This is a genomic window from Streptomyces sp. 3211.6 (assembly GCF_003634815.1).
Lineage (GTDB): Bacteria > Actinomycetota > Actinomycetes > Streptomycetales > Streptomycetaceae > Streptomyces > Streptomyces katrae_A.
The window spans coordinates 1-26,925 of record NZ_RBXC01000002.1 but is presented as its reverse complement, the minus strand read 5'-3'; the positions used below and the strand labels follow the sequence as shown (position 1 = coordinate 26,925).

Genomic DNA, 26,925 nt, shown 5'->3' with positions numbered 1-26,925 from the left:
ACAGTGCACCGGATCTTGACTACAAGGTTCTTCGGGCGCGAGCGGCCGTTCAATGGCGTGGGGTTCAGGAGTCGGTCAGGTTCCACAAGGGCCGGTCCGCTGCTTCGCGAACCGGCCAAGGGAATGTCAAACCGCGGTCAGACTCCTCGATCCGGCTCCTACCGGATCGAGTGCGGACCGCTGTGGAAGATCGTGCGGGGGAAGACCGTTTCAGGTGCGCGCGGCCGCCCGCTGGTCGAAGCAGGTCCGCACGTCGGTCTCGTTGTAGTAGGTACGGCCCGCGCGCCGGCGCCGGCGCCACCGCTGCTCGCTGGCCAGCCGGTAGACGGTGCCGGTCGGCGTGTGCCACAGGCGGGCGATGTCGGCTGCGGTGAGCCAGCGTTCGGTGGGCGCGGCCGCCGGGGCGGCGCCGGCGCGGCCGGAGTCCATGGTGTCGCTGAGCTCGCTCCACTGGTCGCTGGTCCAGCGGTGCGCCGGGTCGGCGTCGCACACGACCGCCTGGCCGCTGTCGCGTCCGGTGTCCCGGTCGGTGGTGCGGACGGCGACGGTGAGGGAGCCGGAGCAGCCGGATTCGGGGCAGGCGCCGAGGCGGATGCTGCGGGCGCGGTCGGGGAAGGCGGCGCGGCGTCCGGCACGCACCAGGCGGGCCGTCTCCTCGGTGGCCTCGGCGGCGGCGGGGTGGGCGGCGAGCCAGTCCCCGTTGCGGCGCAGGAAGGCGGTGAGCGCGGCGACGGTGCGCGGCGGGGAGGCGAAGCCGCGCTCCTGCGCGACCAGTCCGCTCCAGGAGCCCAGTACGGAGACCATCCTGGCCCGTACGTCGGCGGCGGCCCCGTTGAAGGGCAGTCCGGGCAGGTCGCCGCCGGTGGTGCGCTCGCGCAGGCTGCCGGGCGCGGCGCCGGCGAGCATCCTGCCGCACTCCTCGTAGAGGTGCGCGAGTTCGGCCAGCCCCGCGTCGAGGCGTTCCCGGCAGGGCCGGCACAGCCGCCCGACCTCGGCCGTGCGCCGGCGGGAGCGCCCGTCGGCGGTCCGGCGGCGGCAGCCCTCCCCCTGGCACGGTGCCGTCACTGCCATGGTCTTCCCCCCTCGGCTCATCGCGGTGCGGACGGGTTCAGCCCTGGCCGAACCGGAAGCCGACGCCGCGGATGGTGATGATCCAGTTGGCGCCGATCTTGTTGCGGAGCGTGCTCACGTGCGTGTCGACGGTGCGGCGGGACCAGGAGTCCCCCCAGACCTGCTGCATCAGCATCTTGCGCGGGATGACCGTGTCGGGGTGCGAGGCGAGGAGGTAGAGCATGTCGAACTCCTTGCGGGTGGTCTCGACGGGCTCCCCGTTCAGGGTCACCTCCCGGGTGCCCGCGTCGATGCGCAGCGGCCCGCAGGTGATCGTGGCCGCCGCGGGCCTCGACGGCCGGGCGCGGCGCATGACCGCCTCCATACGGGCCATCAGCTCGCGGAAGCCGTAGGGCTTGACGAGGTAGTCGTCCGCTCCGGCCTGCAGGCCCAGCACCCGGTCCAGCTCGCTGCCGCGGGCGGTGACCGCGATGACGGGGATCTCGTGGGCGGCGCGGATGCCCCGGCAGACCTCCAGTCCGTCGAGGTCGGGCAGTTCCAGGTCGAGCAGGACCAGGTCGGCGTCGGCGTAGCCGCGCAGCGCCTCGCTCCCGGTGCCGACGATGTCCACTTCGTGTCCGTGCCGGCGCAGACCGCGCGCCAGCGTCTCGGCCTCCATCGCGTTGCTCTCCACGATGAGGACCCGCCACAGGGCCGACTGGGCCGGCGCGTGCGGTGGCACCCTCAGTCCCTCGGCCGGTAGGAACCCACCGTTCGCCCCCGCGGCGGTTGTATGAGGTTCCAGTACAGCGAACGTCCGCTGGTTCATCTGCCCCCCTCCCTCAAGCTCAGTCGAGCCAACGTCAACGAAGATACAAACCGCTTCGTCGGTTTGTCAAAGCCCGCAAATCGCGGCAAGGTTCGCGATAAGTGGATCGAATCAGGCCACAGCGGGGCAGGAATCGCCGTTGATCAAGCCATCAGAGGCGCCCGGCGCCCTCTTCCCATACCAACGGGGCGGTTTAATAATAGAAGGAAACTGATACAGGAGCTATGCGTGATGAAACAAGAACGCGCCGTCCGAACCCGTCAAGCACTGCTCGAGTCAGCGGCCACGGTGTTCGGACGGCGCGGGTACGCAGAGGCGACGCTGAACATGATCAGCGTCGGCGCCGGAGTGAGCCCGGGCGCGCTCCACTTCCACTTCGAGAACAAGGCGGCCGTCGCGCAGGCCGTCGAGGCCGCCGGGGCCCGGACCCTGCGCGCGGTCACCCGTGAGGTGTACACGCGGCGGACGTCGGCCCTCCAGGCCCTGGCGGACAGCTCCCAGGCGCTCGCCGGGCTGCTGCTGTCCGACGTCGTGGCCCGGGCCGCGTTCCAGCTCAACCGGGAGCCGGCCTATCCGTCGTCCTTCGCCCTGCCCAGGGAGTGGCACGACTACGTGTACCGGCTGCTCGTCGAGGCCGCGGAGGAGGGCGCCCTGCTGCCCGGGCTCAACCACCGCAACGTCGCGACGACGGTGGTGGCGGCCACCCTCGGCTTCGAGGCCCTCGGCCGGGACGACCCCCAGTGGCTCGCCCCCCGTACGCTGGCCGGGTTCTGGCGGGTGGTCATGCCCTGTCTGGCCGCGCCCGCCGTGCTGCGCGAACTCGACACGGCCGGGCGCGGCAGCTGACGCGCCCGTGGCCCGCCGCCGCACACCGCGGCGGCGGGCCACGGTCCCGCCCGGCGACTCGCGGGACGACAACGGGACCCTACGGCCTCACACCGACCGCAGCGCCCTGACCGGCTCCCCCGCGTACTCCCCCGCAGGCCCGAGCACGGCCCTGCTCTCCTTCCCCAGCAGCTCGCGCACGTACCGGCGCGCCCGCCCCAGGTCGGCGCCGGGCCCCAGCACCTGCTCCACCGCCCTCTCGTCCAGCAGGACGTCGTTGCGGCACACCAGGTTCACCCCGCCCGGATCCGGCTCCACCGACCACTCCCCGGCGTGCGCCGCGAGCAGCGGGTGCGGCCGGGGCCGCTTGAAGACGATGCGCCCGGCCGCCGGGAAACACACCCGCACCTCCTCCACCGGGTACGAGGAGCCGTCCTCGGCCAGGCTCACCAGCCGGACGCGCTGCACCCCGGGCCGGTCCTCCACCACCTCGGCCTGCGCGACGTGCGCCACCCGGCCGGGCCAGGAGCCCGTCTCGTAGAGGAAGGCGTGGACCGGCTCGGCGGGCCCCTGGATCCGTACGGACTCCTCGAAGGACAACAGCAGCCCCTCCAGCCGCCGCCACCGCTCGGCGACGGCCCGCAGCCCGTCGGCCGCCGCCCGCCCCCGCGCCCCGGCCTCGGCGAGGACCCGTTCCGTCCCGGGGCCGTCCGCGACGGTGAGGTCCTGCTCCAGGAGCAGCCGCGACCAGCCCGGTGCCAGTTCCTCCACGCGCCAGCTGCCGGCCGCCCCCGTCACGGGGCCGGCGGGCCGCTCCTCGCGGAAGTCCACGCGCCGCCGCCCGGCGTCCAGGGCCCGCCGCCACAGCGACCGCCCGGCCCGCCCGTCCGTTCCCGCCCAGTGGGAGTACCGCTCGACGGTGCCGTCGAAGTCCAGCCGTTCGGTGTGGACGGTGTCCGGCAGGAACAGCGGCCACGGCGCGGTGTCGGCCACCAGGGCGTACAGGGCCGCGGCCGGCGCGGCCGCGTCGACCGCGTACGACAGCCGGTGCACTCGCTCGACTGACATCGGGCACCCCTCTCTCGGCTCTTGCCACAGATCCTGTCGCGGTCCGCCGGAGTCCGGACGGAACGCCGCTGGAGCCTCAGACCGCGGCCCGGCTGCCCAGGACGCGGTTGACCAGCTCGAGGAAGCGCCGGGGGGTGTCGCCCAGTTCGAGGAGCTCCCCGTCGAGGAGGACGTCGAACTTGCGCTCGATGGAGCCGGTGGTCTGCAGGACGGACAGCGAGTCGTAGCCGAGCTCGTCCCAGTAGAGGTCCTGGACCTCCTCGGTCAGCTCGACGCACTCCTCCTCGCCTCCCCAGAACCGCAGGATGCGGGTCAGGTCGGTGAGTTCCAGCCGGTGCATGGTGTGCCTCTCTCCTGGTCCGCCGGCGTGGCGACGCATACCGGGTCGCCAGGAGCCTGGCCGAGGGTTCTGGAGGGACGCTCACACCGGGCCCCAGCCGCGCTGGAGCCCCGCCACCGCACCGCCCGGCCGTCCGGCCGTCCCCTGATATACCTATGCGGCGTACAGATCGAAGGTGGAGCTGCGGCGCGGTCCCGCGACCACGTCCAGCGCGGGGTCCACCCGCAGCATCGCCTGGTGCAGGCGCTGGAGCTGCTGCGAGGGCTCCACCCCCAGCTCGCCGATCAGCCGGGCGCGGAGCCGGCGGTAGACGTCCAGGGCGGTCGCCTGCCGGCCCGAGCGGTAGAGAGCCACCATGGCCTGCGAGTGCAGGCCCTCGTGCTGCGGGTTGCGGGCCATCAGCTCGGTGAGCTCCGCGAGGAGTTCGGTGTGCCGGCCCAGCCGGAGGTCGACGTCGATGCGCCGCTCGGTGGTCACGAGCCGGCTCTCGGCGAGCCGCAGCACCTCGATCTCCAGGATCGGCCCGACCCGTACGTCGACCAGGGCGGGGCCCTGCCACAGGTCGAGCGCCTTGCGCAGCAGGTCCGCTGCGCGCTCGTCGTCGCCCTCGTCGAAGGCGTTCTGGCCGGCGGCCGCAAGGGCCTCGTAGCTGTGGACGTCCACGGACTCCTGCGGGATCTGGAGCAGGTAGCCCCCGTGCCGCGTCGCGAGCACGTCCTTGGCCGTGCCCGGTGCGCCCGGCCCCATGGCCGTGCCCAGCCTGCGGCGCAGCTGGAGGATGTACGTCTGCAGGGTGGTGAGCGCGCTCTCGGGCAGTTTGGTGCCCCAGATCTCCTCCATGAGGGTCGGTACGGGCATCACCCGGCCCGGGTAGAGCGCGAGAAGCGCCAGGATCTGACGCGGCTTGCCCGCCGTAGGAACGATCGATGCCCCGTTGACCTCGGCACTCAACGGACCCAGAACCTGAATCTCCACGGTCTCCCCGTCTCCCCTCCACATTTCGTCGAGATACCCTCGGTTATCAGTATTCGACCCGATGACGGTAAGCCAGCCCAGGGCAACATCACCGGGCACTCAAGCCGACGTCGAGCGGACCTCCGAAACGGGCGAACAGACGACGGATTCCCAGCACAAGATTCCGACAGGACGTCAAACCCCGTGCTCAGCCCATGGATCGGGCTCGTCGCATCTGTTCCGATTCCCGGCTGTGCAAAATGCGTCTCAGGTTTTCCGGTAGCTTCTGCAAAAGACCTGACAAAGATTTCTCATATCAGCTGCCGGTTTTGCGCTCCTTCGGGATCAGCCGACGCGGGCGAGCCGCTTGCGCGCGGTCTCGGGGGATTCCGCCGGGCTCTCGGGGCTGCTCATCAGGATCGAGCGCTGCAGGCTGCGCAGGGCGGCGGACGGCTCGATGCCGAGCTCGCGGACCAGGGTGGCGCGCAGCCGCTGGTAGACGCTGAGCGCCTCGCCGCGCCGGCCCGAGCGGTGCAGGGCGAGCATGAACTGCCCGTGCAGGTTCTCGTGGATGCGGTAGCGGCTCGCCAGCACGGTCAGCTCCGCGAGCAGCTCGCGGTGCCGGCCGAGCCGGAGGTCGGCCTCGATGCGCTGGTCGAGCGCGCACAGCCGGGTCTCTTCCAGCCGCCGCGTCTCCATGTCCAGCTGCACGCCGCCGTCGACGTCGGCGAAGGCCGAGCCCGACCACAGGGCGAGGGCCTCGCGCAGCAGCCGCGCCGCCGTGGGGAAGTCCCCCGCGTCCATGGCCCGGTAGCCCATTCCGGCCAGCCGGTCGAATTCGCGGACGTCGCTGGTGCCGCCGCCGCTGTTGAGCATGTAACCGCCCGGCAGCGTCACGAGCACGTCCTTAGCGGTGCGCGACCCGTCGGTGCCCTCGAGCGCGGTGCCGATGAGGCCGCGCAGCTGGAGCACGTACGTCTGGAGCGTGGTCCGGGCGCTGCGCGGCGGCTCGTTGCCCCACAGCTCCTCGATGAGCGCGGCCACCGGCACCACCTGGTCCGCGTGGAGCGCGAGCAGCGCCAGCACCTGGCGGGGCTTGGCGGCGGTGGGAGTGATCGAGACCCCGTTCTCCCGCACGGTCAGTGCGCCCAGTACATCGATGTCCACGCCGTACTCCCCTGCTTCGTCCTTGGATGAACCCTCGAAGTTCGCTGGAACGAGCAAAAAACAGCTGAGCCGGTTTGTCAATACCAAACCGGCTGTTCCGTTTTTTGCTTGCGGACGCTCTATCAACCCCTTAAAACAGCCTCTGAACTGCACGTTCAATGGTCTGACGATGCTCCAGAAGGCCTCAGGGCCGCCCTCAGGGGCCAGACAGCCCCTGTAGATCCTTCCTCCAAATGAGGGGAAACGGCCGAAAATTGACCAACTAGTTGGCTGATTCCCGCCCCACCGGGCCTCTCGCGCTCCGCCGGGCGGGCCCCATCCAAGGCCCCCCAGGCCCGGCAGTACGGAATTAGCAGGACTAGACAAACCGCTCTCCCGGTTTGCTCACGTGGTCCATCGATAGGCGGACGGCAGAGCGGTGGCCGAGCGCCGCTGGAGCGTGACTCGATGCCAGGGGGGCGAGGGCCTCCCCCGCACCGGGAACCCCTCGCGACATCCGGGCTCCGGACGGCCTGCTGTCGACCCCTCTTGCCGGGCGGCCCGCCCACCCCCACGAGGTGGCCCAGAGGGCACCTTTTGGCCGATTCCCGTATGTCCACATGTCGGACGAACCCTCTCCGGGGCACCGCCACCTCCCGGGAGCTTCACGTTGGCGAATCATCCCGGCGACTCCCAGACGCAGCCAGAGCCCCTCTCCCCATTTCTCCCCCGGGCACGAGCGGGTACCCCACGGGACCGGCCAAAGCGCATGAACTGGCAGATATCGGCCGCGTTCGGCAGCCACCAGCCCCCTCGTGCTGTCCCACCGCGCTCTTCTCCCCCCGGGGGTCGCCACCCCGGCCCCCGTAGCGCAAAGGGAAGCCGCCGCCGCGCAACCACTGCCCGTCCGCCCCGCCCGGCCCCCCGGCAACCGCCTTCCGGCTAAAGGATTGCTCTTGACGCGCTTGAGATCATTCTCTGCGTGTGGCGAAGATTCTCCGCCGGCCGACCGGCGGAGACCTGGGCAAACACGCGCTGAGCAGTTGGCCGGAATCTGCTCTTCCATATATTTCCCGGACCTGCTTCCAGCTACCCCTGGAGAAAAAACCGGTTGGTATATATTTTTTGAGCAGTCACACCTGTTACTGGTCAGCGCTGTCTAGGGGGAACAATGAGCGCGAGCACGTTTCACGTTGGGCGCACAGCGGTCTACGACCGGGCGGAGCCGGCCACGGCCCCGGAAGAACGACATGAATCCCGCTTCCCGTCCCTCACCACCGTTCCGAAGGAACTGGTGCACCGCACCTCCGAGGAGCAGGTCCTGCTCACCGACTGGCGGCGACAGGACGACGCCCACTTCTCCGTAACCGCCCAATGGCCCCGCTCGCACGCGTTCTTCACCCCCGTGGCAGGGGGTTACTACGATCCCCTCATTTGCGCCGAAACGATTCGTCAGATCGCCTACCTCCTGGGGCATGCGGAATTCGCCGTTCCGTTCGGTTACCAGTTCGTCCTGTGGGACCTCAGCGTCAACGTCGTAAGACCGCAGCGCCTGCGGGTCGGCCTCGCACCGGCCATCGTCGAGCTCGACATCACCTGCGTGGAGATCAAGCGGCGGGCCGGCCGGCTGTCCGGGCTCGACTACGAAGCGGTCGTGCGCCGTGACGGACACGTCGTCGCGACGGGCCGCGCCTCCATCACCTGCGCCAGCCCGGCCGTGTACCAGCGGATCCGGCCCGAGCACGTCCTGACGCCCGAGCACCGCCCGCTGCCGCTTACGGCGCCGGCCGCTCCGCAGAGCGTGGCCCGGCTGTCCCCCACCGACGTGGTCCTCTCCCCCCGCGGCCAGGAGAACCGCTGGCAGCTGCGGGTCGACACCCACCACCCGGTCCTCTTCGACCACTGGGTCGACCACGTGCCCGGCATGGTCCTCATGGAGGCGGCCCGGCAGGCCGCCGCATCCACCCTGGGACGCCCCTCCTTCATGCCGCTCACCGTCGCCGGCGAGTTCAAGCGGTACGTGGAGCTGGACGCACCCTGCATCATCGAGTCCGAGCGCCTGTACCAGGACGTACCCGGCGCGGAGGAAGTCGTTCGCGTGACCGGCCACCAGAACGGGGAGCTCACGTTCAGCGGCATCGTCACGGCGCCCTCCTACGGCTGCTGACCCGTACCTCCCTCAGCCCCTCCCCGCATCTCGGCCACCCCGGAGACCTGACCAACCTCGGTCATTTTTCGCTCCACGGCGCGGCCGCTCATTGGCGTTGGCATCACCCGCTGTAAGATACGAACGGGACGGACGGTTTGCAGCAGCGCTTCCGACGCTCCGGGCATCTGCGAGGGAAGGAGCCAACGTGGCTGAACAGGTCCGAGCCATCCGCACGCGCCAAGCGATCCTGAGCGCGGCGGCCAAGGTGTTCGACGAACGGGGCTACCAGGCGGCCACCATTTCGGAGATCCTCACGGCCGCCGGGGTGACCAAGGGTGCCTTGTACTTCCACTTCCAGTCGAAGGAGGATCTGGCCCAGGGGGTCCTCACCGCGCAGAACGAGGACCTCCTGCTGCCGGAGCGCCCCGCCAAGCTCCAGGAGGTGGTGGATGCCGTCATGCTGCACACGCACCGCCTGCGGACCAATCCCATGGTCCGTGCGGGCGTCAGGCTGAGCCTCGACGTGAACGCGGTGGGACTCGACCGCAGCAGCCCGTTCCGCAACTGGGTCGACAAGTTCACAGACCTCCTGGAGAAGGCCCAGGCCCAGGGGGAGCTGCTCCCCCACGTGGTGCCGGCCGAGACCGCCGACGTCATCACGGGCGCCTACGGCGGCGTCCAGTCGATGTCCCAGGCCCTCACCGACCATCAGGATCTCGGCCGGCGGGTCAATGCACTGCTGCGCCACCTCATGCCGAGCATCGCCCAGCCGTCGGTCCTCGCCTCCCTGCACCTCGGCGAGAGCCGTGCGGAAGAGGTCTACAACGAGGCCCGGCAGCTGGCCCGGGAGCTGGCCGACGAGGACACCACCGCTCCCTGAGCGGTCCCCTCGCCCGGCCGCTCCGCACCACCCCCGGGGCGGCTCCGTTTCCCACCGCGCACCACCGGCTGGCGCACTCCCGCGCGGAGCGCGCCGGGCTGCTCCCGCGTCCCTCGGCGGCCGGGTCCCGGAGCGCCGCGGAGAACCGGAAACGGCCCCTCGCGCGGCCCCTGGGGTGCCGCCCCGTGGGCCCTCACTCTTTGTGCCTGCAACACGTGTCCCCCTGGTGTCTGCTGCAGAAAATATACCGCGCATCCCGTTCTTTTCAAGCCCTCCGCCCCCACTAAGCTGCGCGCATGATCAGCTCTTCACTCCGCCTGGTCCCGGTCACCCCGGACAACTTCGCCGCGGTCTGCGCCGTACGGGTCCACCCCGATCAGGAGCACCTCGTCTCCCCCGTCGTGAAGTCCCTCGCCGAGGCCTACGTCCACGGCGAGACCGCCTGGCCGCGCGCCGTGGTCGACGGGGACGAGGTGGTCGGGTTCGTCATGGCCTTCATGGACTACCGGTGGGACCCCGCGAAGGATCCGGAGGACGTCCGCTCCGGCCTGTGGCGCCTGAACATAGCGGCCGACCGGCAGGGAAGGGGCTACGGCCGCTTCGCCGTCGAAGCGGTCACGGAGGAGATCCGCCGCCGCGGCGGGAAGCAGGTGTACGTCACCTGGAAGCCGGCCGAGAACAACCCGGAGCCCTTCTACCTCGGCCTCGGCTTCCGCCGCACCGGCGAGGTCAACGACGGCGAACCGGTGGGCGTCCTCGACCTCGCCCCCAACCCCGGCCCCGCCCCCGAGCCCGCCTAGCAGAGCACCACCGTCCCGGCCGCGCCCCCCGCCCCCGCCGGGTCCCCCGCCAAGGCCGCCCCCGCCCGGAACTCCCGCGGGCTCACCCCGCGGACCCGCTTGAAGGCCGCCGACAGCGCGAACGCGCTGCCGTACCCCACCCGCCGGGCCACCGACGCCACCGTGGCGTCCGGCTCGCGCAGCAGGTCGGCGGCCAGGGCGAGGCGCCAGCCCGTCAGATAGGCGACGGGCGGCTCCCCGACGAGCTCCGTGAAGCGCCGGGCCAGCGCGGCCCGCGACACCCCCGCCCGCCGCGCCAGCTCGGCCACGGTCCACCCGTGTGCGGGGTCCCCGTGCAGCAGCCGCAGCGCCGCCCCGACCACCGGATCCTCCTGCGCCCGGCACCAGCCCGGGGCCCCCGCCCCGGGCGCGGCGAGCCAGGCCCGCAGCACTCCGATCAGCAGCAGGTCGAGGAGCCGGTCCAGCACGATCTCCTGCCCCGGCTCGTCCCGTGCCACCTCCGCGGCGAGCAGCCTGATCAGGGTGGCGTCGGCGGCCCCCGCCGGGCGGACCAGCACCGCGGGCAGGGCGCCCAGCAGCCGCCGTCCTATCTCGCCCGGCGCCTGGTACGTCCCGCTCAGCATCACCGCCGCCCCGGCCCCCGGCCCCGGCCGGCCCCAGGTCCGCACCCCGAGCGCCAGCCGCTCGCCCAGGTACTCCCCCGCCGGCGAATTGCACCGCTGGTCGGGGCCGACCGTGATCTCCACCGGCGTGTCCGGCGAGTCCGCGAGGGTGTACACCCCGGGCCCCCGGACGACCGCCACGTCACCCGGGCCGATCAGCGCCGGCTCCCCGTCGTCGGGCAGCAGCCAGGCCGGACCGCGCACCATCGCGATCACCGACAGCGGCGCCCGGTCCTCGATCCGCACGGCCCAGGGCGGATCGAAGACGGACTTCAGCAGCACGGCGCCGCGGGCCTTGGGCCCGTCGAGCAGCCCGGTCAACGTGTCCATGGGCCCCATCCTCGTCCCCGCGGTCCCTCAGACGTCCCAGACGCCGGTCGCCGCCACCTCCCGCGCGTAATCCGCGAAGTCCCTGGGCGGACGCCCGAGCACCTCCTCCACCCCGTGGACCAGGTGCGCGTTGCGCCCGTCCAGGATCAGGGCGAACAGCTCGGCGAACTCCTCCGGCAGCCCTTCCTCCCGCAGCGCCGCCCGGAACTCCCCGTCGGTGACCGGTACGTACGCGATCTCGCGCCCGGTCGCCTTCGACAGCTCGCCCGCCACCTCCCCGAAACCGAGCAGCCGCGGCCCGGACAGCTCGTAGGTCCGCCCCGCGTGCCGGTCGTCGGCGAGCGCGGCCACCACCACGTCGGCGATGTCACCGGCGTCCACGAAGGGTTCGACCGCGTCCGCCACCGGAAGGGCGATCTGCCCGGCGCGCACGGACTCCAGGAAGAAGCTCTCGTCGAAGTTCTGGTTGAACCAGCTGGCCCGCACGACGGTCCAGTCGGCCCCGGAGTCCTTCAGCCGGTCCTCGGCGAGCCGGGCCGCCTCCTCGCCCCGCCCGGACAGCAGCACCAGCCGGCGCGCCCCGGCCGCGACGGCCGCCTCCGCGAAGGCGCCGACCTGGTCGGCGGCCCCGGGGAAGGCGAGGTCGGGCTGGTAGGTGACGTAGACCCGGTCCACGTCGCGCAGCGCCGGGCCCCAGGTGGCCGGAGCGTGCCAGTCGAAGGCCGGCTCGCCCGTCCGCGACCCGATCCGCACCTCCCGCCCCTGGAGCAGCAGCCGCTCCGCCACGCGCCGTCCGGTCTTTCCGTGACCCCCGATGACCAGGGTCTTCCTCATCCCGTTCGTGTTCGTCGTCATGGGGACCAGTCAATCCCCCCGCAACGAGACGCGACATGGCCCAGACGCTCGCTCGCATACGCGTGCGTCCAGCTCACCCCCGCTTCTCGGCGAGGGTGTGCGCGACGAGGGCGTTGGCGTGGCCATGCCCGAACCCGTGCTCGCTCTTGAGCCAGGAGACCAGCTCCATGTGCTTGGTCAGGGGAGAGCTCCGGATCAGCTCCGTCCACTCCGCTACAGGACGGCCGTACTTCTTCTCGATGGAGGGGAAGTAGCTCGCGGGGCCCTTCACCGGCTCGCTCATGTCATGACTCCTCGTAGGTGTTCCGCGGGAACGCCTCCCGTCCCCACAGAGGTAGACCGGGGCCCGCACCGGAACTCATCGCGGATCCCGAAAGATCTTCCGGCCGCCCCCGCCACCAGCACCACCACCAGAACCACCGGGCTTTTGCGGATCTGTCGGACCCTCAGGACACTCCGGCTCCGGGCATGTGATCCCATGATCCACATGACGAGGACTCTCTACCTGTTCTGCTCCGCCGCCCCGCCCGTCTTCGACGTGGCCCACGTGATCGAGGATGCCCAGTCGCGCGGCTGGGACGTCTGCGTCGGCCTGACCCCGACGGCGGCGCAGTGGGTGGCCGGAAGCCTCGACGGCCTCGCCGCCCTGACCGGCAACCCGGTCCGCTGGCAGTACAAGCTCCCCGGGGAACCGGACGTGTGGCCGCCCGCGGACGCCGTGCTGTTCGCCCCCGCCACCTTCAACACCGTCAACGCCTGGGCGCTGGGCCTCACCGACCGGTTCACCGTCGGGGTCGCCGCCGAAGCGCTCGGCAAGGGCGTCCCGGTGGTCGCCATGCCCTGCACCAACGCGGCGCTCGCCGCGCACCCCCAGTTCGAGCAGTCCCTCGCCGTCCTGCGCGGCGCGGGCGCCGAGCTGCTGTTCGGCGAGGGCGGCTTCGTCCCCGGCCCGGCCGGCCAGGACGCCCCGGCGCACTTCCCGTGGCAGACCGCCCTGGACGCCGTGGACCGCGCCGCCGCCGAGCGGGCCTCCTGAGCCGCTACTCCCCCGTGGCCCCGTCGATCGCCTCGCGCAGCAGGTCCGCGTGCCCGTTGTGCCGGGCGTACTCCTCGATCATGTGGGCCAGGATGTAGTGCAGCGAGTACGGCTGGTCGCCGAAGTGCCCCCGCACGTCGAGGGATTCGGCGGCCGCCACGATCTTCCGCGAGCGCTCACAGGTGTCCTCCCAGATCCGGAACGCCTCGGCCGGGTCCGCGTCCTCGACGTGGAACTCCGTCCACTCCCCGGCCTCGTTCTGCGGGAAGTAGCCGCGTACGTCCTCTCCGGCCAGCACGTTGCGGAACCAGCCGCGCTCCACCTCCGCGAGGTGGCGCACCAGCCCGAGCAGGCTCAGCCCGGACGGCGGGACGGCCTTGCGCCGCAGCTGTTCGTCCGTCAGGCCCGCGCACTTCATCCGCAGGGTGTCCCGCTGCCACTGCAGGACGCTGGTCAGGGTGGCCCGTTCGTCACCCGTCAGCTCGGGCGGGGTCCGCTGCTCATCGCTCATCGGCCGATGATCACACCGCCACGCCCACCCCACCGATCCGTTTCCACATACCGGACACCGCCCCCCGCCCGCGCCACGCCCACCGGCACCCGGACGTGACACGTTCCCGAAGGGCATAGCGAACGGATCCCGCAGGGCTACGCCGCGTAGAGGTCGAAGGTCGACCCCCGCTTGGGCCCCGCCACCACGTCCAACGCGGGGTCCACCCGCAGTATCGCCTGGTGCAGCCGCTGGAGCTGCGGCGACGGCTCGACCCCCAGCTCCGCGATCAGCCGCCCGCGCAGCCTCCGGTACACGTCCAGCGCGCTCGCCTGCCGCCCGGACCGGTACAGCGCGACCATCAGCTGCGAGTGCAGCCCCTCGTGCTGCGCATGCCGGGCGCCCAGTTCGGTGAGCTCGGCGAGGAGTTCGGTGTGCCGCCCGAGCCGCAGGTCGGCGTCGATCCGGCGCTCGACGGTGCCGAGCCGGCTCTCCTCCAGCCGCATCACCTCGATCTCCAGGACCGGCCCCACCCTTACGTCGACCAGCGCGGGCCCCTGCCACAGCGCGAGCGCATCCCGCAGCAGCGCGGCCGCGCCCTCGTCGTCACCGCCGTCGAAGGCGGCCTGTCCCCGGGCGACGAGCCCCTCGTACACGTTGACGTCCACGGCGCCGGGCGGCACCTGGAGCAGGTACCCGCCGTGCCGCGTCGTGAGGACCTCCTTCGCGGCGCCCGGACGGCCGGGCCCCATGGCGGTGCCGAGCCGCCGGCGCAGCTGGAGGATGTACGTCTGCAGCGTGGTCAGCGCGCTGTTGGGCAGCTCGTGCCCCCAGATCTCCTCCATGAGGGTGGGCACCGGCATCACCTGCCCCGGGTGCAGCGCGAGGAGGGCCAGGATCTGACGCGGCTTGGACGCCGTCGGCACGATCGAGTCCCCGTCGACCTCCGCACTCAGCGGACCCAGAACCTGAATCTTCATGGTCTCCCCTCCTCAGTCCGTCGCTTCGTCCCGCTCCTCCACGCCCCGCCGGACCGGCTTGCGCACGGCGCCGGCAGGACCTCTTGCGCCGGGGCCGGACCGGTTCCTCCACGGCCCGGCCCCGGCAGGTTCGTTCCGCCCCGGCCACACCGGGGCACGGGGTGCTAGACCCCGCTCCCGAGGAACTCGTAGCTCCGTTCCCCGTCCGCCACGCGCGTGTCACGTCCCGCCCGCGTCCGGTACTCCCGCGCCCGCTCCGCGCCGACGAGGCTCGGCAGCAGCAGCCCCCACAGGGCCGCCACCTTCCGCTGGAGTTCCGCGTAGGACAGCCCGGTCCCGGCCAGTACCTCGATCCCGCAGACGGCGGCGGACACCAGCGCCTCGGCGCTCTCCCACCGGTCGGCGGCCGGAGCCCCGTCACCGGCGGGGTCCCCGCCGTCCAGCCCCGCGTCCGGCGGGTCCAGCGGCAGCTCGCCCACGTCCCGCGCCATCCGCAGCAGTTCGTACACCACCGCCAGCCACGCCCCGTGGAAGTCCACCGCGGGCGGCTGCTGACCGGCGCACTCCTTGGTGATGCGGAAGCTCGCCGGGATCGCGGGATCCTCGTGCAGCGTCCGCGCCAGCCAGTGCGTGGTGTCGATCAGTGCCTGCAAGGGCGAGGCTCCGCCCTCCCGCAGCCCGCGCACCGCCTCGTGCAGCAGACCGCAGCCGCGCCGCTGGACGGCGTCCGCGAGCTCGTCCTTCGAGGCGAAGTGGAAGTACAGCGCCCCTTTCGTCACCCCGGCCGCACCCGCGATCTCACCGAGCGTCGCGTTGGCGTATCCGTTGCGGTGGAACAACTCGGCCCCGGCGAAGACCAACCGCCTGCGCGTCCGCTCCGACCTTTCCTGCACCGCTCCGTCTCCTTCCGCCCCCGCTGCGTCCCTGGCCGTCCCCCGGCCCCGCCGACCCGCCCGGGCCGGCACCGCCCGCGCGGGTCAGGCCCGTACGAGGCGGTCGGCCCGCACACCCGTTCCGGCGACCGCGGCGGCCACCGGCGCCGGCTTGCCCGCACCCGCCTCCGGACCCGCCATCAGGATCGACCGCTGCAGCCGGCGCAGCGTGGTCGACGGCTCCAGCCCCAGGTCCCGGACGAGCGTGGCGCGCAGCCGCTGGTACACGTCCAGCGCCTCGCCCCGGCGGCCCGAACGGTGCAGGGCGAGCATGAACTGCCCGTGCAGGTTCTCGTGGGTGCGGTACCGGCTCACCAGCACCGTCAGCTCCGCGAGGAGTTCCCGGTGGCGGCCCAGCTTCAGGTCGGCCTCGATGCGCTGGTCGAGCGCGCACAGCCGGGTCTCCTCCAGCCGCCGCGTCTCCATGTCCAGCTGCACTCCGCCCTGTACGTCGGCGAAGGCGGGCCCGGACCACAGGGCCAGCGCCTCGCGCAACCGCTGGGCGGCGACCGGGAAGTCGCCGGCGTCGATCGCCCGGTAGCCCAGTCCGGCCAGCCGGTCGAACTCCCGCACGTCACTGGTCCCGCCGTCGCTGTTGAGCAGGTAGCCGCCGGGCAGCGTGACGAGCACGTCCTTGGCGGTGCGCTCCCCGTCGGTGCCCTCCAGGGCGGTGGCGATCAGGGCGCGCAGCTGGAGCACGTACGTCTGCAGCGTGGTGCGGGCGCTGCGCGGGGGCATCGTCCCCCACAGCTCCTCTATCAGCGCCGACACCGGTACGACCTGGTCGGCGTGGAGGGCCAGGAGTGCCAGGACCTGCCGGGGCTTGGGGGCGGTGGGCGTGATGGAGATCCCGTTCTCCCGCACGGCGAGTGCGCCCAGTACATCGATGTCCACGTCGTACTCCCCTGTCCTTTGGATGAGTCGCAAGAGTCAGTAGAAAACAGGCCGGACGGTTTGTCAATACGAAACCGGGCAGCCAGTTTCCGCCTCGGCGAGATGCGCAACGCCGCTCAGAAGTACGCCTGACCTGGCCTTTTATGGGTTCACGCGCCCACTCATGCCAGTGCGGCGCTCTTCAGCCGCCTCGCAACAGCAGCCATATAACACCCCCAGGGGCTCAAAAAGCAAACCAGTCAGTCTGTTTCGTCTTCCGCCAACGCCTCGACGAGGACCGCAGCCGCCACCTCGCCGCCCGCGATCCCCGGCAGGACCACGGTCCAGATCCGGTTCAGAAGCTGCCGTGCGCCACGGTCCGGCTCGAACCCTCCCAGCCCGTCGAGCCCCACCGTCAACGCCACCACCAGGTCCACCGCGTCCTGCAGGGCCACCCCCTCGGCCAGCAGTCGCGCCCGCTCGGCGTCGGCCAGCACCCCCTCGACCCACGACCGCCACTGCCGGCGCAGGTCCACCCGGCCGCTGTGCGCGGTGTCCGCGCACAGCGCGAACGCCGCCCTCACGGCCACGTCCTCGGTCAGCAGCGACAGCATCGTGTAGGTGGATCCGACCAGCACCCGCAGCGGCCCGCCGGCCCGGTCGCGTTCCTCCAGCACCGCGGCGGCCTCCCTCATCGCCCGCGCGGCCCGCTCTTCCACGGCCAGGGCGAGGGAGGTCTTGCCGTCGAAGTGGAAGTGCAGGGCACCTGAGGTGACTCCGGCCCGCCGGCTGATCTGGGCGATCGACGCGGCGGCGAACCCCTCCTCGGCGAACACCTCCGCGGCGGCGTGCACCAGCGACTCCCGCGTGCGCGCCGCACGTTCCTGCTTGACCATGGGGGGCTCTCCACACATCCGCCGCATCAGCGGTCCGCCCCGCAGAAATGGGGTACAAGACATCCTGCGTCACAGTCGGTTCCCCCGCCGGAGCCGGACCGGACTCCCACCGGAGCACCGCCCCCGTCCACGCCGAGGAAACCGGCCCTTTCCTCCAACCCCCTCAGACCGCCACGTTCACCCCTCAAGCCCACCAACCCCCGACACCGCCCACAGCTCCCGCGCAGGCACCACGGCTCCTCGGCGTTAACGCCGTTAACGCCGTTAACGCCCCCGGCCACCCACGGCGCGGCCCTCTCCCCCCGATCCGCGTACGACCCGCAGCACCCGCCCCCGACGTCAACCGGGCGGGCGGCGCCTGCCCACCACGCATCCTCCCGGCCACGAGCAAGGGCACGCAGCAAGAACCCCCGGAACCGGCGTCCCGGTTCAGCGCCCCGCCCGCCGCTCCACGAGCAACCCGACCCCGTCGAGGATCCGCTCCAGCCCGAACTCCAGCCCCTGCTCCTGCCCCCCGTGCACGGCGAGGGACCCCAAGGCCGCCGCCAGCGCCGGGTACTCCTCCCCGCGCTCCCGCACCACCTGCCCGAGCACGGCCCCCAACTCGGCGTCCACCCCGCCCGCGCCACCCGAGGCCCGCTCCTGCTCCACGATCCCCCGTACGTGCCCGGTCACCAGCACCACCACGTCCATGGCCTCAGCCCCGCTCAGCCCCAGCCCCTCCAGCGCGGCCAGCGCCCGCTCCAGCCAGCCGACCTCCCGCGGCCCGAGCGCCCGCGCCCCCACGGTGGCGTCCAGCACCCACGGATGCGCCCGGTACCCGGCCAGCAGTTCCCGCGCCCACACCCCGATCCGCTCCCGCCAGCCGTCCCCCGCCACCGCCAACGCGGGGTCCAGCCCCGCGCCCGGCTCCGGCAGGGCCGCCTCCACCATCAGCGCGACGAGCTCCGCCTTGCCGGGCACGTACCGGTAGAGGGCCATCTTGGTGACCCCCAACTCGGCTGCCACCCCCTGCATGGACACCCCGCCGAGCCCGTCCGCATCGGCGATCCCCACCCCCGCCACCGCGATCTGCTCCAGCGTCAGCCCCCGCCGGGGCCCCCGCGCCGGCGTCACCGGCGGCCCCCACAGCAACCGCACCGCCGCCCCCCACTGCCCGTCCGCCACCACACACTCCCTCACCCCGGACACCAAAACCGCGTCCACCGTACACAACACGTGTCGGCACCCATCGGCCCGGCCCCACGCGGCCCGGCTCACACCCGGGCCAGGAACTCCCTGTACCAGGGGGCGGCCTCGTCCAGGCACGTCAGCGGGCCGGGCCCGGGCGGGCAGCCGACGGCGTCCCAGACCGGCGCGCTGTCGTACCAGTGGTCCTGCGCGACGAGCTTGAACTGGCTGGGGCCCACCCGGCAGCCCGAGGCGGCCATGCGCTCCAGGCACTCGGCCTCGGAAAGGTGTCCGTCCACGGGCCGCAGCACACCCCGTTCGGTGAGGGCCCCGATCAGGTCGGCAGCCCGTACCGGCACGGGATGGCTGGCGTGCCAGACCGTCCCGCCGGCCGGGCCGGCTCCGAGCGCGAGAAGGGCGACGAGCCGGGCGAGATCGCCGACCGCCACCACCGACAGCAGGGCCCGTCCCCCGTCCCACAGCGCCCCGGTGGCTTCGAGCAGCTGGTCCAGGGCGGGCACGAGCCACCGGTCCCCGGCTCCGATCACCAGACCGGGCCGGAGCACCACTGCCCCGGCGGCGAGCGCAGGCCCTTCCCCGGCGAGCCGGGTCCGGCTCGCCGGGGACTGGGGCGCGGGCAGGACGGCGTTGACGCCGATCCCCCGGTGGGGGCCCCGGCCGTAGACGGCAGCAGTGGACAGGTGGACGATCCGCCGGACCCCGGCCGCCGCTGCCTCGGCCATCAGCGCCGCGGTTCCCGCGATGTTGACGGCCGCACACTCGCTTTCCTCGGAGCCGATCCGCGAGGCCAGGTGGACCAGGACGTCCGCCCCCTCACAGCTCCCGCTCAGCGATCCGGGGTCGGCCAGATCGGCCCGCCGCCACTCGTCGGCCAGGCCGTCGGCCGACGGAGCCCCGCGGCCCACGGCCCGCAGGACCAGGCGCGGGCCCCCCGGCCCCGCTCCGTCCCGGATGCGCGCGAGTTCGGCGAGTACCGCCGAACCTATGAAACCGGTGGCGCCGGTGATCACCAGCTGCTGCGGCTCGGCCATCAGATAACTGCCCCTCCCCCAGGGAAAATACCGATCGGCCGAAATGCTATGTGTGGTCGTCCCGACCCGCCCCACAGAACGGCACTCATCTTGATCCCGTCGCCCCTGCCGCCGCCCGTCGCTCCCACGCAGCCGCATCCGGCAGACGACGAACTCCCAGGACGGTCCCGCACGGGCGCCGTCCGGGGACCCCTGTCCGGGAAGACGGCCCTGGTGACCGGTGCGAGCCGCGGCATCGGCCGCGCGATAGCCGAGCGGCTGGCGGCCGACGGCGCCCTGGTGGCGGTCCACTACGCGCGCAACGCCGAGGCAGCCGACGCGGTCGTGTCCTCGATCCGGACAGCTGGAGGCGAAGCCTTCCCCGTGCGCACCGAACTGGGCGTGGCCGGCGATACGGAGACCCTCTACGCCGCGTTCGACTCCGCCCTTGTCCGGCGGGGCATCGAACCCCGGCTCGACGTCCTCGTCAACAACGCCGCCGTCAGCGGCTCGGCGCGGATCCACGAGGTAACGGCGGAGCTGTACGACAGGATCTTCTCCGTCAACGTGAAGGCCCTGCTCCTGCTTACCCGGGAGGGACTGACCCGCATGCCGGAAGGCGGCCGGGTCATCAACATCTCCTCGGCCATCACCCGCATGTCCTACCCGGAGTCCGTCGTGTACTCCATGAGCAAGGGCGCACTCAACACCCTCACCCTCGCCCTCGCCAAGGAGCTCGGCTCCCGGGGCATCACCGTGAACGCGGTGGCGCCCGGGTTCACCGCGACCGACATGAACGCGAAACTCCGCACCACGCCCGAGGGGGTGGCGCGGCTGGCCGGCCTGTCCGTCTTCGACCGCATCGGAAGACCCTCCGACATCGCCGGAGCCGTGGCCTTCCTCGCCTCACCCGACGCCCTGTGGGTCACCGGCCAGCTCCTCGACGCCTCGGGCGGCATGCACCTGTAGCCGGTTCCGTTAACGCCGTTAACACCCGGCCCCGTTAACGGCGTTAATGCCCCACTCCACCCACCTGACGAAAAACAACACCGCAAACCACCCCAACAACCCCTGAATCCATACCTACTAAACGCCTTAAAAGTACTGGTCGACTGGTTTTCTTTCCCTCCCTCCCCTTAGATTGATCTTCAATACCACCGGACGAAACCGACATCAGGAGACACACGTGGCGAGGGTCAGGCAGGAACGGGCCGAGATCACCCGACAGGCGATCCTCGACGGCGCGGCCATCGCCTTCGACCACGCCGGCTTCGGCGGCACCAGCCTCAGCGACGTGGTCAAACACGCCGGAGTCACCAAGGGCGCCCTCTACTTCCACTTCCCGTCCAAGCAGGCCCTCGCCCGCACCCTGGTGGACGAGCAGTTCCAGGTCTCCGCAGGCGTCCCCGAGGCCATCGACGACCCCGGCCTCCAGACCGTCATCGACCTCACCCACCAGATGGCGTTCGGGCTGCGCACCAACGTCCGCATCCGCGCCGGCATCCGCCTGGTCATCGAGTTCGGCTCGTTCACGGACCCGGACCCGTCCCCGTACAACTCCTGGATCGAGACCTGCCGCAGCTGCCTGACGCCGGCCCAGGAGCGCGGCGACCTGCTGCCCTCGGTCGACGTGCACGACCTCTCGACCTTCCTCGTCGGCTCGTTCACCGGCGTCCAGGTCACCTCGTACGTCCGCACCGGCCGCGAGGACCTGCACGCCCGGATCCTCGACCTCTGGACCCACCTCCTCCCCGGGATCGTGCCCGCCGACCGCCTCGCCCTCTTCGACCCGGCGGGCTCCCCCGAGTGCCGCAGGCAGTTCGACCTGCCCACCGCCCCACCCCTCCCCGTCCCCTGACACCCCCTCCAGGGCGGCCCCGCACACCCGCGGGGCCGCCCTTTCGCATGCCCGGCCCCCCTCCCCACCCATTTCGTTAGCAAAACCCAAGCGTGGCGCCCACACAGACCCAAGAACGTTAGTAAAGTCCCTCTCATGACTTCGCCCTCGTCCCCGAACGACCGAGAGAAGGTCGTCTCCAAGCTCCCCCCGTGGCTCCGCCAGGAGTTGAAGATCCGCACCGCCCAGCTGCGGGTCGACATCCAGGACGCCGTCCACCAGGGCATCGCCCACTGGAGCGCCCTCGCCTCCGCCCCCTCCCCCGTCGACACCTCCGGCGCCGAGTCGTTCTCGACGTGGCTCCCCGCCGGCCAGTGGGAGTCCTTCCGCACCGGCTCCAAGGACCGGGGCGTCTCCCTCATCCAGGGCCTGGCCCAAGCGGTGCGCCTCTGGCTGGAGATGAACCCGGCCCCCACCGTCCAGCGCCCCTCGGTCGTCCGCCGCATCGTGGTGTGCAACCAGAAGGGCGGCGTCGGTAAGACCGCCATCACCGCAGGCACCGCCGAGGCCCTCGCCGAGGACCCCGCGACCCTGCACCCCGTCCGCATCGCCCGCCAACTGGCGAAGCTCGCCGACCCCGGCGAAGCGGACGGCGCGAACCCCACCACCACGACCCCCCTGGACCTCGAAGACCTCCCGGGCCTGGGCATGCGCGTCCTGCTCGTCGACTTCGACCCCCAGGGCCACCTCACCAAGCAGCTCGGCCAGCAGCCGCTCCCCATCGGCGGCGACAGCCTCACCTGCCACATGGCGGGCGAGGCCAAGGGGCCCCTCCAGGACCTGATCGCCCCCATCGAGCACGACCGCTTCGGCGACCGCCTCCACCTGCTGCCCGCCTGCACCGACGCCTTCCTCCTCGACGTCCGCCTCTCCACGGTCCGCGCCCGCGAGGCCGCCCTCGAACGGGCCCTCGCCCCCGTCGAGTCCGACTACGACGTCATCCTCATCGACTGCCCGCCCAGCCTCGGCCTGAGCATGGACGCGGCGATCTACTACGGCCGCCGCCGCGACGCCGAACAGCCGGGCGCCTCCGGCGCGCTGATCGTCGTCCAGGCGGAGGACTCCTCGGCCGACGCCTACGACCTCCTCACCTCCCAGATCAACGACCTGCGCGACGACCTCAGCCTGGACATCGACTACCTCGGCCTCGTCGTGAACCTCTACGACGGCCGCCGCGGCTACATCGCCACCAGCTCCCTCCAGGCCTGGATGGACATAAAGGACCCCCGGGTCGTGGCGATCGTCCCCGACCTCAAGGAACAGCGCGAGTCCGTCCGCCTGAAGCAGCCCCTCTTCGTCTACGCCCCCAACGGCGACCAGGCCGTCGCCCTGCGCGCCCTCGCCCGGGAGATCTCATGAGCAGCAAGGCCGACAAGCTCGGCGTCTCGGCGTCCTTCGCACGGGCCCAGCCCGTCAGCGTCAGCTCCCGCCGCGCCGCCATCGCCGAAGCCACGGGCGCCCCCACCTCCGGTGTGGTCCCGCCCTCCGAGGTACCCATCGAGGCCCTGGCCCACAACCCGTTCAACCTCCGCGAGGACCTCACCGACCTCGACGAGCTGGCCCAGTCCCTCGCCGTACGGGGCCAGCTCCAGCCCCTGGCGGTCGCCACCCGCATGGCCTTCATGGAGGCCCACCCGGGCGCCACCGACGGCCTCGGCCGCGCCCCGTACGTGGTCATCGACGGCAACCGCCGCCTCGCGGCCGCCCAGCTGGCCGGGCTCAAGACGATGCACATCCACGTCAACGACGCCCTGTCCGCCTCGGCCGCCGACATCCTCGAATCGGCGCTCATCGCCAACGTCCACCGGGTCGACGTCGCCCCCATGGACCAGGCACGCGCCCTCCAGGAGCTCGTCGACGTCCACGGCTCCCAGGCCCAGGTGGCCAAGCGGATCGGCAAGACCCCCGCCTGGGTCTCCCAGCGCCTGACCCTCCTCAACCTGACGCCCGAGCTCCAGGACAAGGTCGAGACGGGCGAGCTGAAGGTGGAACCGGCCCGCCGCATCGGCCGCCTCCCCCAGGAGGAACAGGCGGCGGCCGCCACGGAGAGCATCAACGCCGTCAACCCCCCGCGCCAACGCACCCGCCCGGCCCCCCCGACCGTTAACGCCGTTAACGCCCCCACCCCCGCCCCGCCCTCCCAGCCCGCCCCCTCCCCCAGCCCCGCCCCCCGCATCACGATCTCCGCCCAGTCCCCGGAGACCATCGCGGACGCCCTGACCGCCCACCTGACCCCGGACGACCTCAAGGCCGTCACGGAGCTCCTGATGCAGCGCATCTGAGCCGCACCGCACGCACGCCGGGGGCGCTGACGGCATTAACGCCGTTAACGCCCCCACGTGCGTTTCATGTGCGTTCAACCGTGCGGTTCACATAGGGTGCCCCTGGAGGTAGCAATGAGCGAGACGAACGAACAGACCACCCTCTTCGCAGCGGTCGACGCCCTGCTGGAGGAAGCCGCGGCCAAGGACGGCCTCCCCGCCCCCGACGAGCGCAAGCGCCTGCGCGAGGCGGCCGGCCTCAGCCAGGACCAGATCGCCAAGGCCCTCTCCGTCCGCCGCGAAACCGTCACCTCCTGGGAGACCGGCCGCACGGCCCCCCGTCCCCCCAAGCGCGCGGCCTACGCCCGCCTCCTGGAAGGCCTCGCCTCCCTCCACCCGGCCACCCCCACCGTTAACGCCGTTAACACCCAGCCCCCCACCGAGCCCCCGGCCCCCGTTAACGCCGTTAACGCGGAGCCCCCCGTCCCCCCCTCCCCCGTTAACGCCGTTAACGCCGTTAACGCCGAGCCCCCCACTCCCCCCACTCCCCCGGCAACCGTTAACGCCGTTAACACCCCCTCCCCCTCCACCCCCCGAGCAACGCCCCCCCAGCCCAAGACCACGCCACCCACCCACCCACCCACCATTAACGGCGTTAACGCCACCCCAACCACCCACCCCTCCCCCCCCACCCCCCTCCCTCCCCTCCAGGGCAACGGCCCCCTGGCCGTCCTGGACGGCACCGGCCACGCCCACGCCGCAGGCGGGGTCCTCCTCACCCACCCCACCACCGACCTCCCCTCCCTCATCACCTGGGCCCTCAGCCCCGACGCCGACCTGCGCGCCCCCCGCCTCCACCGCAACGGCAGGGACGGCGACCCCCTCCTCGTCCTCACCGCCCCCGCCGCCGAACGCCTCGGCCTCCCCCTCACCCTCGAGGACCGCCGCGCCCTCCGCCTCCCGGACAACCACCCCGTCATCAAGCAGCTCACCAAGGCCAAGTGGCAGCTCACCCGGCGTGGCTTCGGCCCCTGGGCCCGCATCTACCGCCCGGCCTCCCCCACCACCGGCCGCCAGTGCGTCCAGCTCGCGGTGCTCCCCTGGGGCGCCCTGGACCCCCGCGCCTGGGGCGAGGACACCTCCGAGCTCCCCGCCCCCGAACTCGCCGAGCTCCTCACCACCTACGCCGCCCGCGTCCTCACCCCCCGCGGCTCCACCGCCGTGACGGGCCTGGAGCTGATGACGGCCCTCCGCCCGCCCACCCGCGCGGCCCGCAACCCGGCGACCAACGCCTGGGAGTCCGCCCCCGTTCCCGGCTCCCTCACCCGCCCCGTCGACCCGGCCCCGCCGGAGGCACCCGACGAGCACCCGGTGGTCGCCTCCCTCTACCCCCGCTCCCACCAGCGCACCCCGGACCAGGTCCTGGACGAGGAGGCGTACGACTGGATCCGCGACCCGGAACTCCTCACCGACGCCGAGTGCGCCCGCACCCACGCCGTGGGCATCGACGTGAACATGGCCTTCGCCGCCGCCGCGAACCGCCTCACCGTCGGCACCGGCCCCGCCGTCCACACCACCGCCCCCCGCTTCGACCCGAAGCTCCCCGGCTGCTGGCTCGCGGACCTCTCCTCCCTCTCCCTCGACCCCCGCCTCCCCAGCCCCTTCACCCCGCACGGCAGGCCCCCCGCCGGCCCGGCCTGGTACGCGACCCCGACCCTGGCCTACGCCCAGGAGCTCGGCCACGACGTCCACCCCACCGAGGCCTGGGTCCGCCCGGAGCACGGCGCCTACCTCGACGCCTGGTACAGCCGCCTCCGCGACGCCTACCTGGCCACGATGGCGGACATGGGCGTCACGACCACCCTCACGGAACCCGACTTCCTCACCGCCATGGAGACCCACAAACAGCACGCCCCCCTCCCCGCCGCCGTCCTCTCCGCGATCAAGTCCACCGTCAAGGGCGGCATCGGCAAACTCCGCGAACGCCCCCAGGGCGCCGGCTACCGCCCGGGCGAGCCCTGGCCCGCCCTCGAACGCCCCACCTGGCGCCCCGACATCCGCGCCGCCGTCATCTCCACGGCCCGCGTCAACATGCACCGCAAGATGCAGAAGCTCGCCACGGCCGCCGGCCTCTACCCCATCGCGGTCCTCTCCGACTGCGCGGTCTACCTCTCCGACGGCCCCAGCCCCCTGGACTTCCTCCCCCGCACCCCGGAGGGCAAGCCGCTGCCCGGCGGCTTCCGCCTCGGCGTCAGCCCCGGCATGGTCAAGCACGAGGGCACCCAGCCCCTCCTGTGGGCCGTCCAGCTCCTCGACGAACACCTCAACCCCGCCCGCCACATCAAGGGCCACGACGCATCAGCAGACGGCGAGTAAGCAATGTCCGACATCTCCGACAGCCTCACCAAGGCCGACGAACAACACTTCACCCGCCCCATCCCCAAGTCCGCGGGCGCCCAGATGCGCTACCTCGTCAAGCAGCTCAAATCAACGAAGAACGTCGCCACCCTCCTCGGCATCTCCCAACGCACGGTCGAGCGCTACGTGAAGAACGAGATCAAGCAGCCCAAGCCGGCCCTCGCCGCCCGCATGGAAACCGAGGTACGCCGCCGCTGGCAGCCCCTGGTCCGCAAGCGCGCCCGCGAAAAGGCCGCCCGCACCACGGGCCTGGTCATCGAGACCCGCGCCCGCTTCGGCTTCACCGCCGCCCCGGGCACCACCGACGACGGCCGCATGCGCCGCATCACCCAGCACCTCCCCCCGGAATACGCCCAACGCCTCTTCGCGGCCCAGGACACCGGCGCCACCGAAGCCCAACTGCGCCACATCACGGCCGAAGCCCTCCAGGAGATCTACTTCAAGGACAACGGCGCCCGCGCCTCCAGCCTCCTGGTCGAGTTCACCGACATCGACTACGTGGACTTCGCCTTCTAAGCCCTCCCCCACCGGCGTAGGGCCCGAGATACCCGAGCCGGAACGACGAATCGAAAGGAAAACCCCCGACGTCGTCCCCCCATCCCCTCCTCTCACCAAACACTAGCCATGTACATAATAGCCATGCACACTATCCCCATGAGCGCAGCATCATCATCCGAAGACGCCACAGCCGGCTTCCTGGTCTGGCGCCTGTCGACGAAGTGGCGGGTGGCAGTCGACCGGGCCGTCGCCCCCCTGGGCATGACGCACGCCCAGTACGCCCTCCTGGCCTCCCTCTACGGCATGGCCCGCACCGGCCTCCGCCCCAGCCAGCGCCGGCTCGCCGACCACACCGGCCTCGAACCGCTGTACGTCTCCAAGCTCGCCCGCGCCCTGGAGTCCTCCGGCCTCGTCACCCGCACCCGCGACCCGGACGACCCGCGCGCCATGCAGCTGTCGCTCACCGAACGGGGCCACGAGCTCACAGGCCGCGCGATCACCACGGTCCAACACCTGCTGGACCAGCTCCTCGAGCCGTTCGGCGGCCAGGACAGC

The 26,925-nt window shown here is 72.0% G+C and carries 28 protein-coding genes; 12 read left to right on the top strand and 16 right to left on the bottom strand.

Translation table 11 applies throughout. From position 1 onward, the window contains the following. Positions 1 to 210: 210 nt before the first annotated feature. Complete coding sequence (locus BX286_RS37735; RefSeq protein ID WP_261993669.1) at positions 211 to 1,071, bottom strand: hypothetical protein; 861 nt, start codon at positions 1,069 to 1,071, stop codon at positions 211 to 213. Between the two features lie 37 nt (positions 1,072 to 1,108). Next, a complete protein-coding gene (locus tag BX286_RS34285; RefSeq protein WP_079432366.1) occupies positions 1,109 to 1,879 on the bottom strand; it encodes a response regulator transcription factor in 771 nt (256 codons plus the stop codon). A gap of 231 nt (positions 1,880 to 2,110) precedes the next feature. Here BX286_RS34285 and BX286_RS34280 point away from each other — a divergent pair, with 231 nt between their 5' ends. Next, on the top strand, positions 2,111 to 2,725 hold the full coding sequence (locus BX286_RS34280; protein WP_257790384.1) for a ScbR family autoregulator-binding transcription factor: 615 nt from the start codon (positions 2,111 to 2,113) through the stop codon (positions 2,723 to 2,725). Positions 2,726 to 2,812: 87 nt separating this feature from the next. On the opposite strand, the gene BX286_RS34275 is transcribed toward BX286_RS34280, so the two are convergent. The 4 genes from BX286_RS34275 to BX286_RS34260 form a co-directional block, all read right to left on the bottom strand. Next, positions 2,813 to 3,772 carry an SRPBCC family protein gene (locus tag BX286_RS34275; protein ID WP_121017826.1) on the bottom strand — a complete coding sequence of 320 codons (960 nt, stop codon included), beginning with the start codon at positions 3,770 to 3,772 and terminating at the stop codon, positions 2,813 to 2,815. Between the two features lie 76 nt (positions 3,773 to 3,848). Next, a complete protein-coding gene (locus tag BX286_RS34270) occupies positions 3,849 to 4,112 on the bottom strand; it encodes a phosphopantetheine-binding protein (protein ID WP_159036903.1) in 264 nt (87 codons plus the stop codon). Positions 4,113 to 4,265: 153 nt separating this feature from the next. Continuing rightward, on the bottom strand, positions 4,266 to 5,087 hold the full coding sequence (locus BX286_RS34265) for an AfsR/SARP family transcriptional regulator (protein ID WP_045946957.1): 822 nt from the start codon (positions 5,085 to 5,087) through the stop codon (positions 4,266 to 4,268). A 324-nt stretch (positions 5,088 to 5,411) separates the two neighbouring features. Further along, the gene (locus BX286_RS34260; RefSeq protein ID WP_079432370.1) at positions 5,412 to 6,233 is read right to left on the bottom strand and encodes an AfsR/SARP family transcriptional regulator; all 822 of its coding nucleotides are present in this window, start codon (positions 6,231 to 6,233) and stop codon (positions 5,412 to 5,414) included. A 1,150-nt stretch (positions 6,234 to 7,383) separates the two neighbouring features. Here BX286_RS34260 and BX286_RS34255 point away from each other — a divergent pair. The 3 genes from BX286_RS34255 (at position 7,384) to BX286_RS34245 (ending at position 10,041) form a co-directional block, all read left to right on the top strand. Next, positions 7,384 to 8,379 carry a ScbA/BarX family gamma-butyrolactone biosynthesis protein gene (locus BX286_RS34255; RefSeq protein ID WP_315974788.1) on the top strand — a complete coding sequence of 332 codons (996 nt, stop codon included), beginning with the start codon at positions 7,384 to 7,386 and terminating at the stop codon, positions 8,377 to 8,379. Between the two features lie 187 nt (positions 8,380 to 8,566). Beyond that, positions 8,567 to 9,241: a ScbR family autoregulator-binding transcription factor gene (locus BX286_RS34250; protein WP_079432371.1), complete on the top strand. Its 675-nt coding sequence runs from the start codon at positions 8,567 to 8,569 to the stop codon at positions 9,239 to 9,241. A gap of 296 nt (positions 9,242 to 9,537) precedes the next feature. Beyond that, complete coding sequence (locus tag BX286_RS34245) at positions 9,538 to 10,041, top strand: GNAT family N-acetyltransferase (RefSeq protein WP_185117376.1); 504 nt, start codon at positions 9,538 to 9,540, stop codon at positions 10,039 to 10,041. On the opposite strand, the gene BX286_RS34240 is transcribed toward BX286_RS34245, so the two are convergent. The 3 genes from BX286_RS34240 to BX286_RS34230 form a co-directional block, all read right to left on the bottom strand. Next, positions 10,038 to 11,033 (bottom strand): AraC family transcriptional regulator, encoded by a 996-nt coding sequence (locus BX286_RS34240; RefSeq protein WP_121017825.1) that lies wholly within the window; start codon positions 11,031 to 11,033, stop codon positions 10,038 to 10,040. The genes BX286_RS34245 and BX286_RS34240 overlap by 4 nt on opposite strands. 27 nt (positions 11,034 to 11,060) lie before the next feature. Continuing rightward, positions 11,061 to 11,888, bottom strand: coding sequence for an NAD(P)H-binding protein (locus tag BX286_RS34235; RefSeq protein ID WP_121017824.1), 828 nt, complete (start codon positions 11,886 to 11,888; stop codon positions 11,061 to 11,063). A 73-nt stretch (positions 11,889 to 11,961) separates the two neighbouring features. Continuing rightward, complete coding sequence (locus BX286_RS34230; RefSeq protein ID WP_121017823.1) at positions 11,962 to 12,171, bottom strand: DUF4287 domain-containing protein; 210 nt, start codon at positions 12,169 to 12,171, stop codon at positions 11,962 to 11,964. A gap of 204 nt (positions 12,172 to 12,375) precedes the next feature. On the opposite strand from BX286_RS34230, the gene BX286_RS34225 reads away from it, so the two are divergent. After that, positions 12,376 to 12,924, top strand: coding sequence for a flavoprotein (locus BX286_RS34225; protein WP_079432419.1), 549 nt, complete (start codon positions 12,376 to 12,378; stop codon positions 12,922 to 12,924). A gap of 4 nt (positions 12,925 to 12,928) precedes the next feature. Here BX286_RS34225 and BX286_RS34220 read toward each other — a convergent pair whose 3' ends face one another. The 7 genes from BX286_RS34220 to BX286_RS34190 all read right to left on the bottom strand — a co-directional run bounded on the left by BX286_RS34220 (position 12,929) and on the right by BX286_RS34190 (position 19,317). Further along, positions 12,929 to 13,435, bottom strand: a complete 507-nt coding sequence (locus tag BX286_RS34220) for a DinB family protein (protein WP_121017822.1) — start codon at positions 13,433 to 13,435, stop codon at positions 12,929 to 12,931. A 137-nt stretch (positions 13,436 to 13,572) separates the two neighbouring features. Beyond that, complete coding sequence (locus BX286_RS34215) at positions 13,573 to 14,394, bottom strand: AfsR/SARP family transcriptional regulator (protein WP_079432376.1); 822 nt, start codon at positions 14,392 to 14,394, stop codon at positions 13,573 to 13,575. Positions 14,395 to 14,558: 164 nt separating this feature from the next. Next, the gene (locus BX286_RS36860) at positions 14,559 to 15,287 is read right to left on the bottom strand and encodes a ScbR family autoregulator-binding transcription factor (RefSeq protein ID WP_079432377.1); all 729 of its coding nucleotides are present in this window, start codon (positions 15,285 to 15,287) and stop codon (positions 14,559 to 14,561) included. An 84-nt stretch (positions 15,288 to 15,371) separates the two neighbouring features. After that, positions 15,372 to 16,220 carry an AfsR/SARP family transcriptional regulator gene (locus BX286_RS34205; RefSeq protein WP_079432378.1) on the bottom strand — a complete coding sequence of 283 codons (849 nt, stop codon included), beginning with the start codon at positions 16,218 to 16,220 and terminating at the stop codon, positions 15,372 to 15,374. A 239-nt stretch (positions 16,221 to 16,459) separates the two neighbouring features. Beyond that, positions 16,460 to 17,095, bottom strand: a complete 636-nt coding sequence (locus tag BX286_RS34200; protein ID WP_187344320.1) for a ScbR family autoregulator-binding transcription factor — start codon at positions 17,093 to 17,095, stop codon at positions 16,460 to 16,462. 429 nt (positions 17,096 to 17,524) lie between these two features. Continuing rightward, a complete protein-coding gene (locus tag BX286_RS34195) occupies positions 17,525 to 18,262 on the bottom strand; it encodes a TetR/AcrR family transcriptional regulator (RefSeq protein ID WP_261993667.1) in 738 nt (245 codons plus the stop codon). 89 nt (positions 18,263 to 18,351) lie between these two features. Next, entirely contained in the window at positions 18,352 to 19,317 is a 966-nt protein-coding gene (locus BX286_RS34190; RefSeq protein WP_079432380.1) for an NAD(P)-dependent oxidoreductase, read from the bottom strand. A gap of 213 nt (positions 19,318 to 19,530) precedes the next feature. Here BX286_RS34190 and BX286_RS34185 point away from each other — a divergent pair, with 213 nt between their 5' ends. From BX286_RS34185 to BX286_RS34155, 7 genes are all read left to right on the top strand, one after another. Beyond that, complete coding sequence (locus tag BX286_RS34185) at positions 19,531 to 20,265, top strand: SDR family oxidoreductase (protein WP_269467137.1); 735 nt, start codon at positions 19,531 to 19,533, stop codon at positions 20,263 to 20,265. Positions 20,266 to 20,482: 217 nt separating this feature from the next. Beyond that, positions 20,483 to 21,154, top strand: a complete 672-nt coding sequence (locus BX286_RS34180; RefSeq protein WP_237293446.1) for a ScbR family autoregulator-binding transcription factor — start codon at positions 20,483 to 20,485, stop codon at positions 21,152 to 21,154. A 135-nt stretch (positions 21,155 to 21,289) separates the two neighbouring features. After that, positions 21,290 to 22,552 carry a ParA family protein gene (locus BX286_RS34175; protein ID WP_121017820.1) on the top strand — a complete coding sequence of 421 codons (1,263 nt, stop codon included), beginning with the start codon at positions 21,290 to 21,292 and terminating at the stop codon, positions 22,550 to 22,552. Continuing rightward, positions 22,549 to 23,475, top strand: coding sequence for a ParB/RepB/Spo0J family partition protein (locus tag BX286_RS34170; RefSeq protein WP_100865016.1), 927 nt, complete (start codon positions 22,549 to 22,551; stop codon positions 23,473 to 23,475). The genes BX286_RS34175 and BX286_RS34170 overlap by 4 nt, the downstream gene beginning before the upstream one ends. Before the next feature lie 114 nt (positions 23,476 to 23,589). Continuing rightward, a complete protein-coding gene (tap, locus tag BX286_RS34165) occupies positions 23,590 to 25,830 on the top strand; it encodes a telomere-associated protein Tap (protein WP_121017819.1) in 2,241 nt (746 codons plus the stop codon). 3 nt (positions 25,831 to 25,833) lie between these two features. Further along, on the top strand, positions 25,834 to 26,388 hold the full coding sequence (gene tpg, locus BX286_RS34160; RefSeq protein WP_100865017.1) for a telomere-protecting terminal protein Tpg: 555 nt from the start codon (positions 25,834 to 25,836) through the stop codon (positions 26,386 to 26,388). A 138-nt stretch (positions 26,389 to 26,526) separates the two neighbouring features. Next, positions 26,527 to 26,925: MarR family winged helix-turn-helix transcriptional regulator (locus tag BX286_RS34155; RefSeq protein WP_121017918.1), on the top strand; the 399-nt coding region annotated here is incomplete at its 3' end.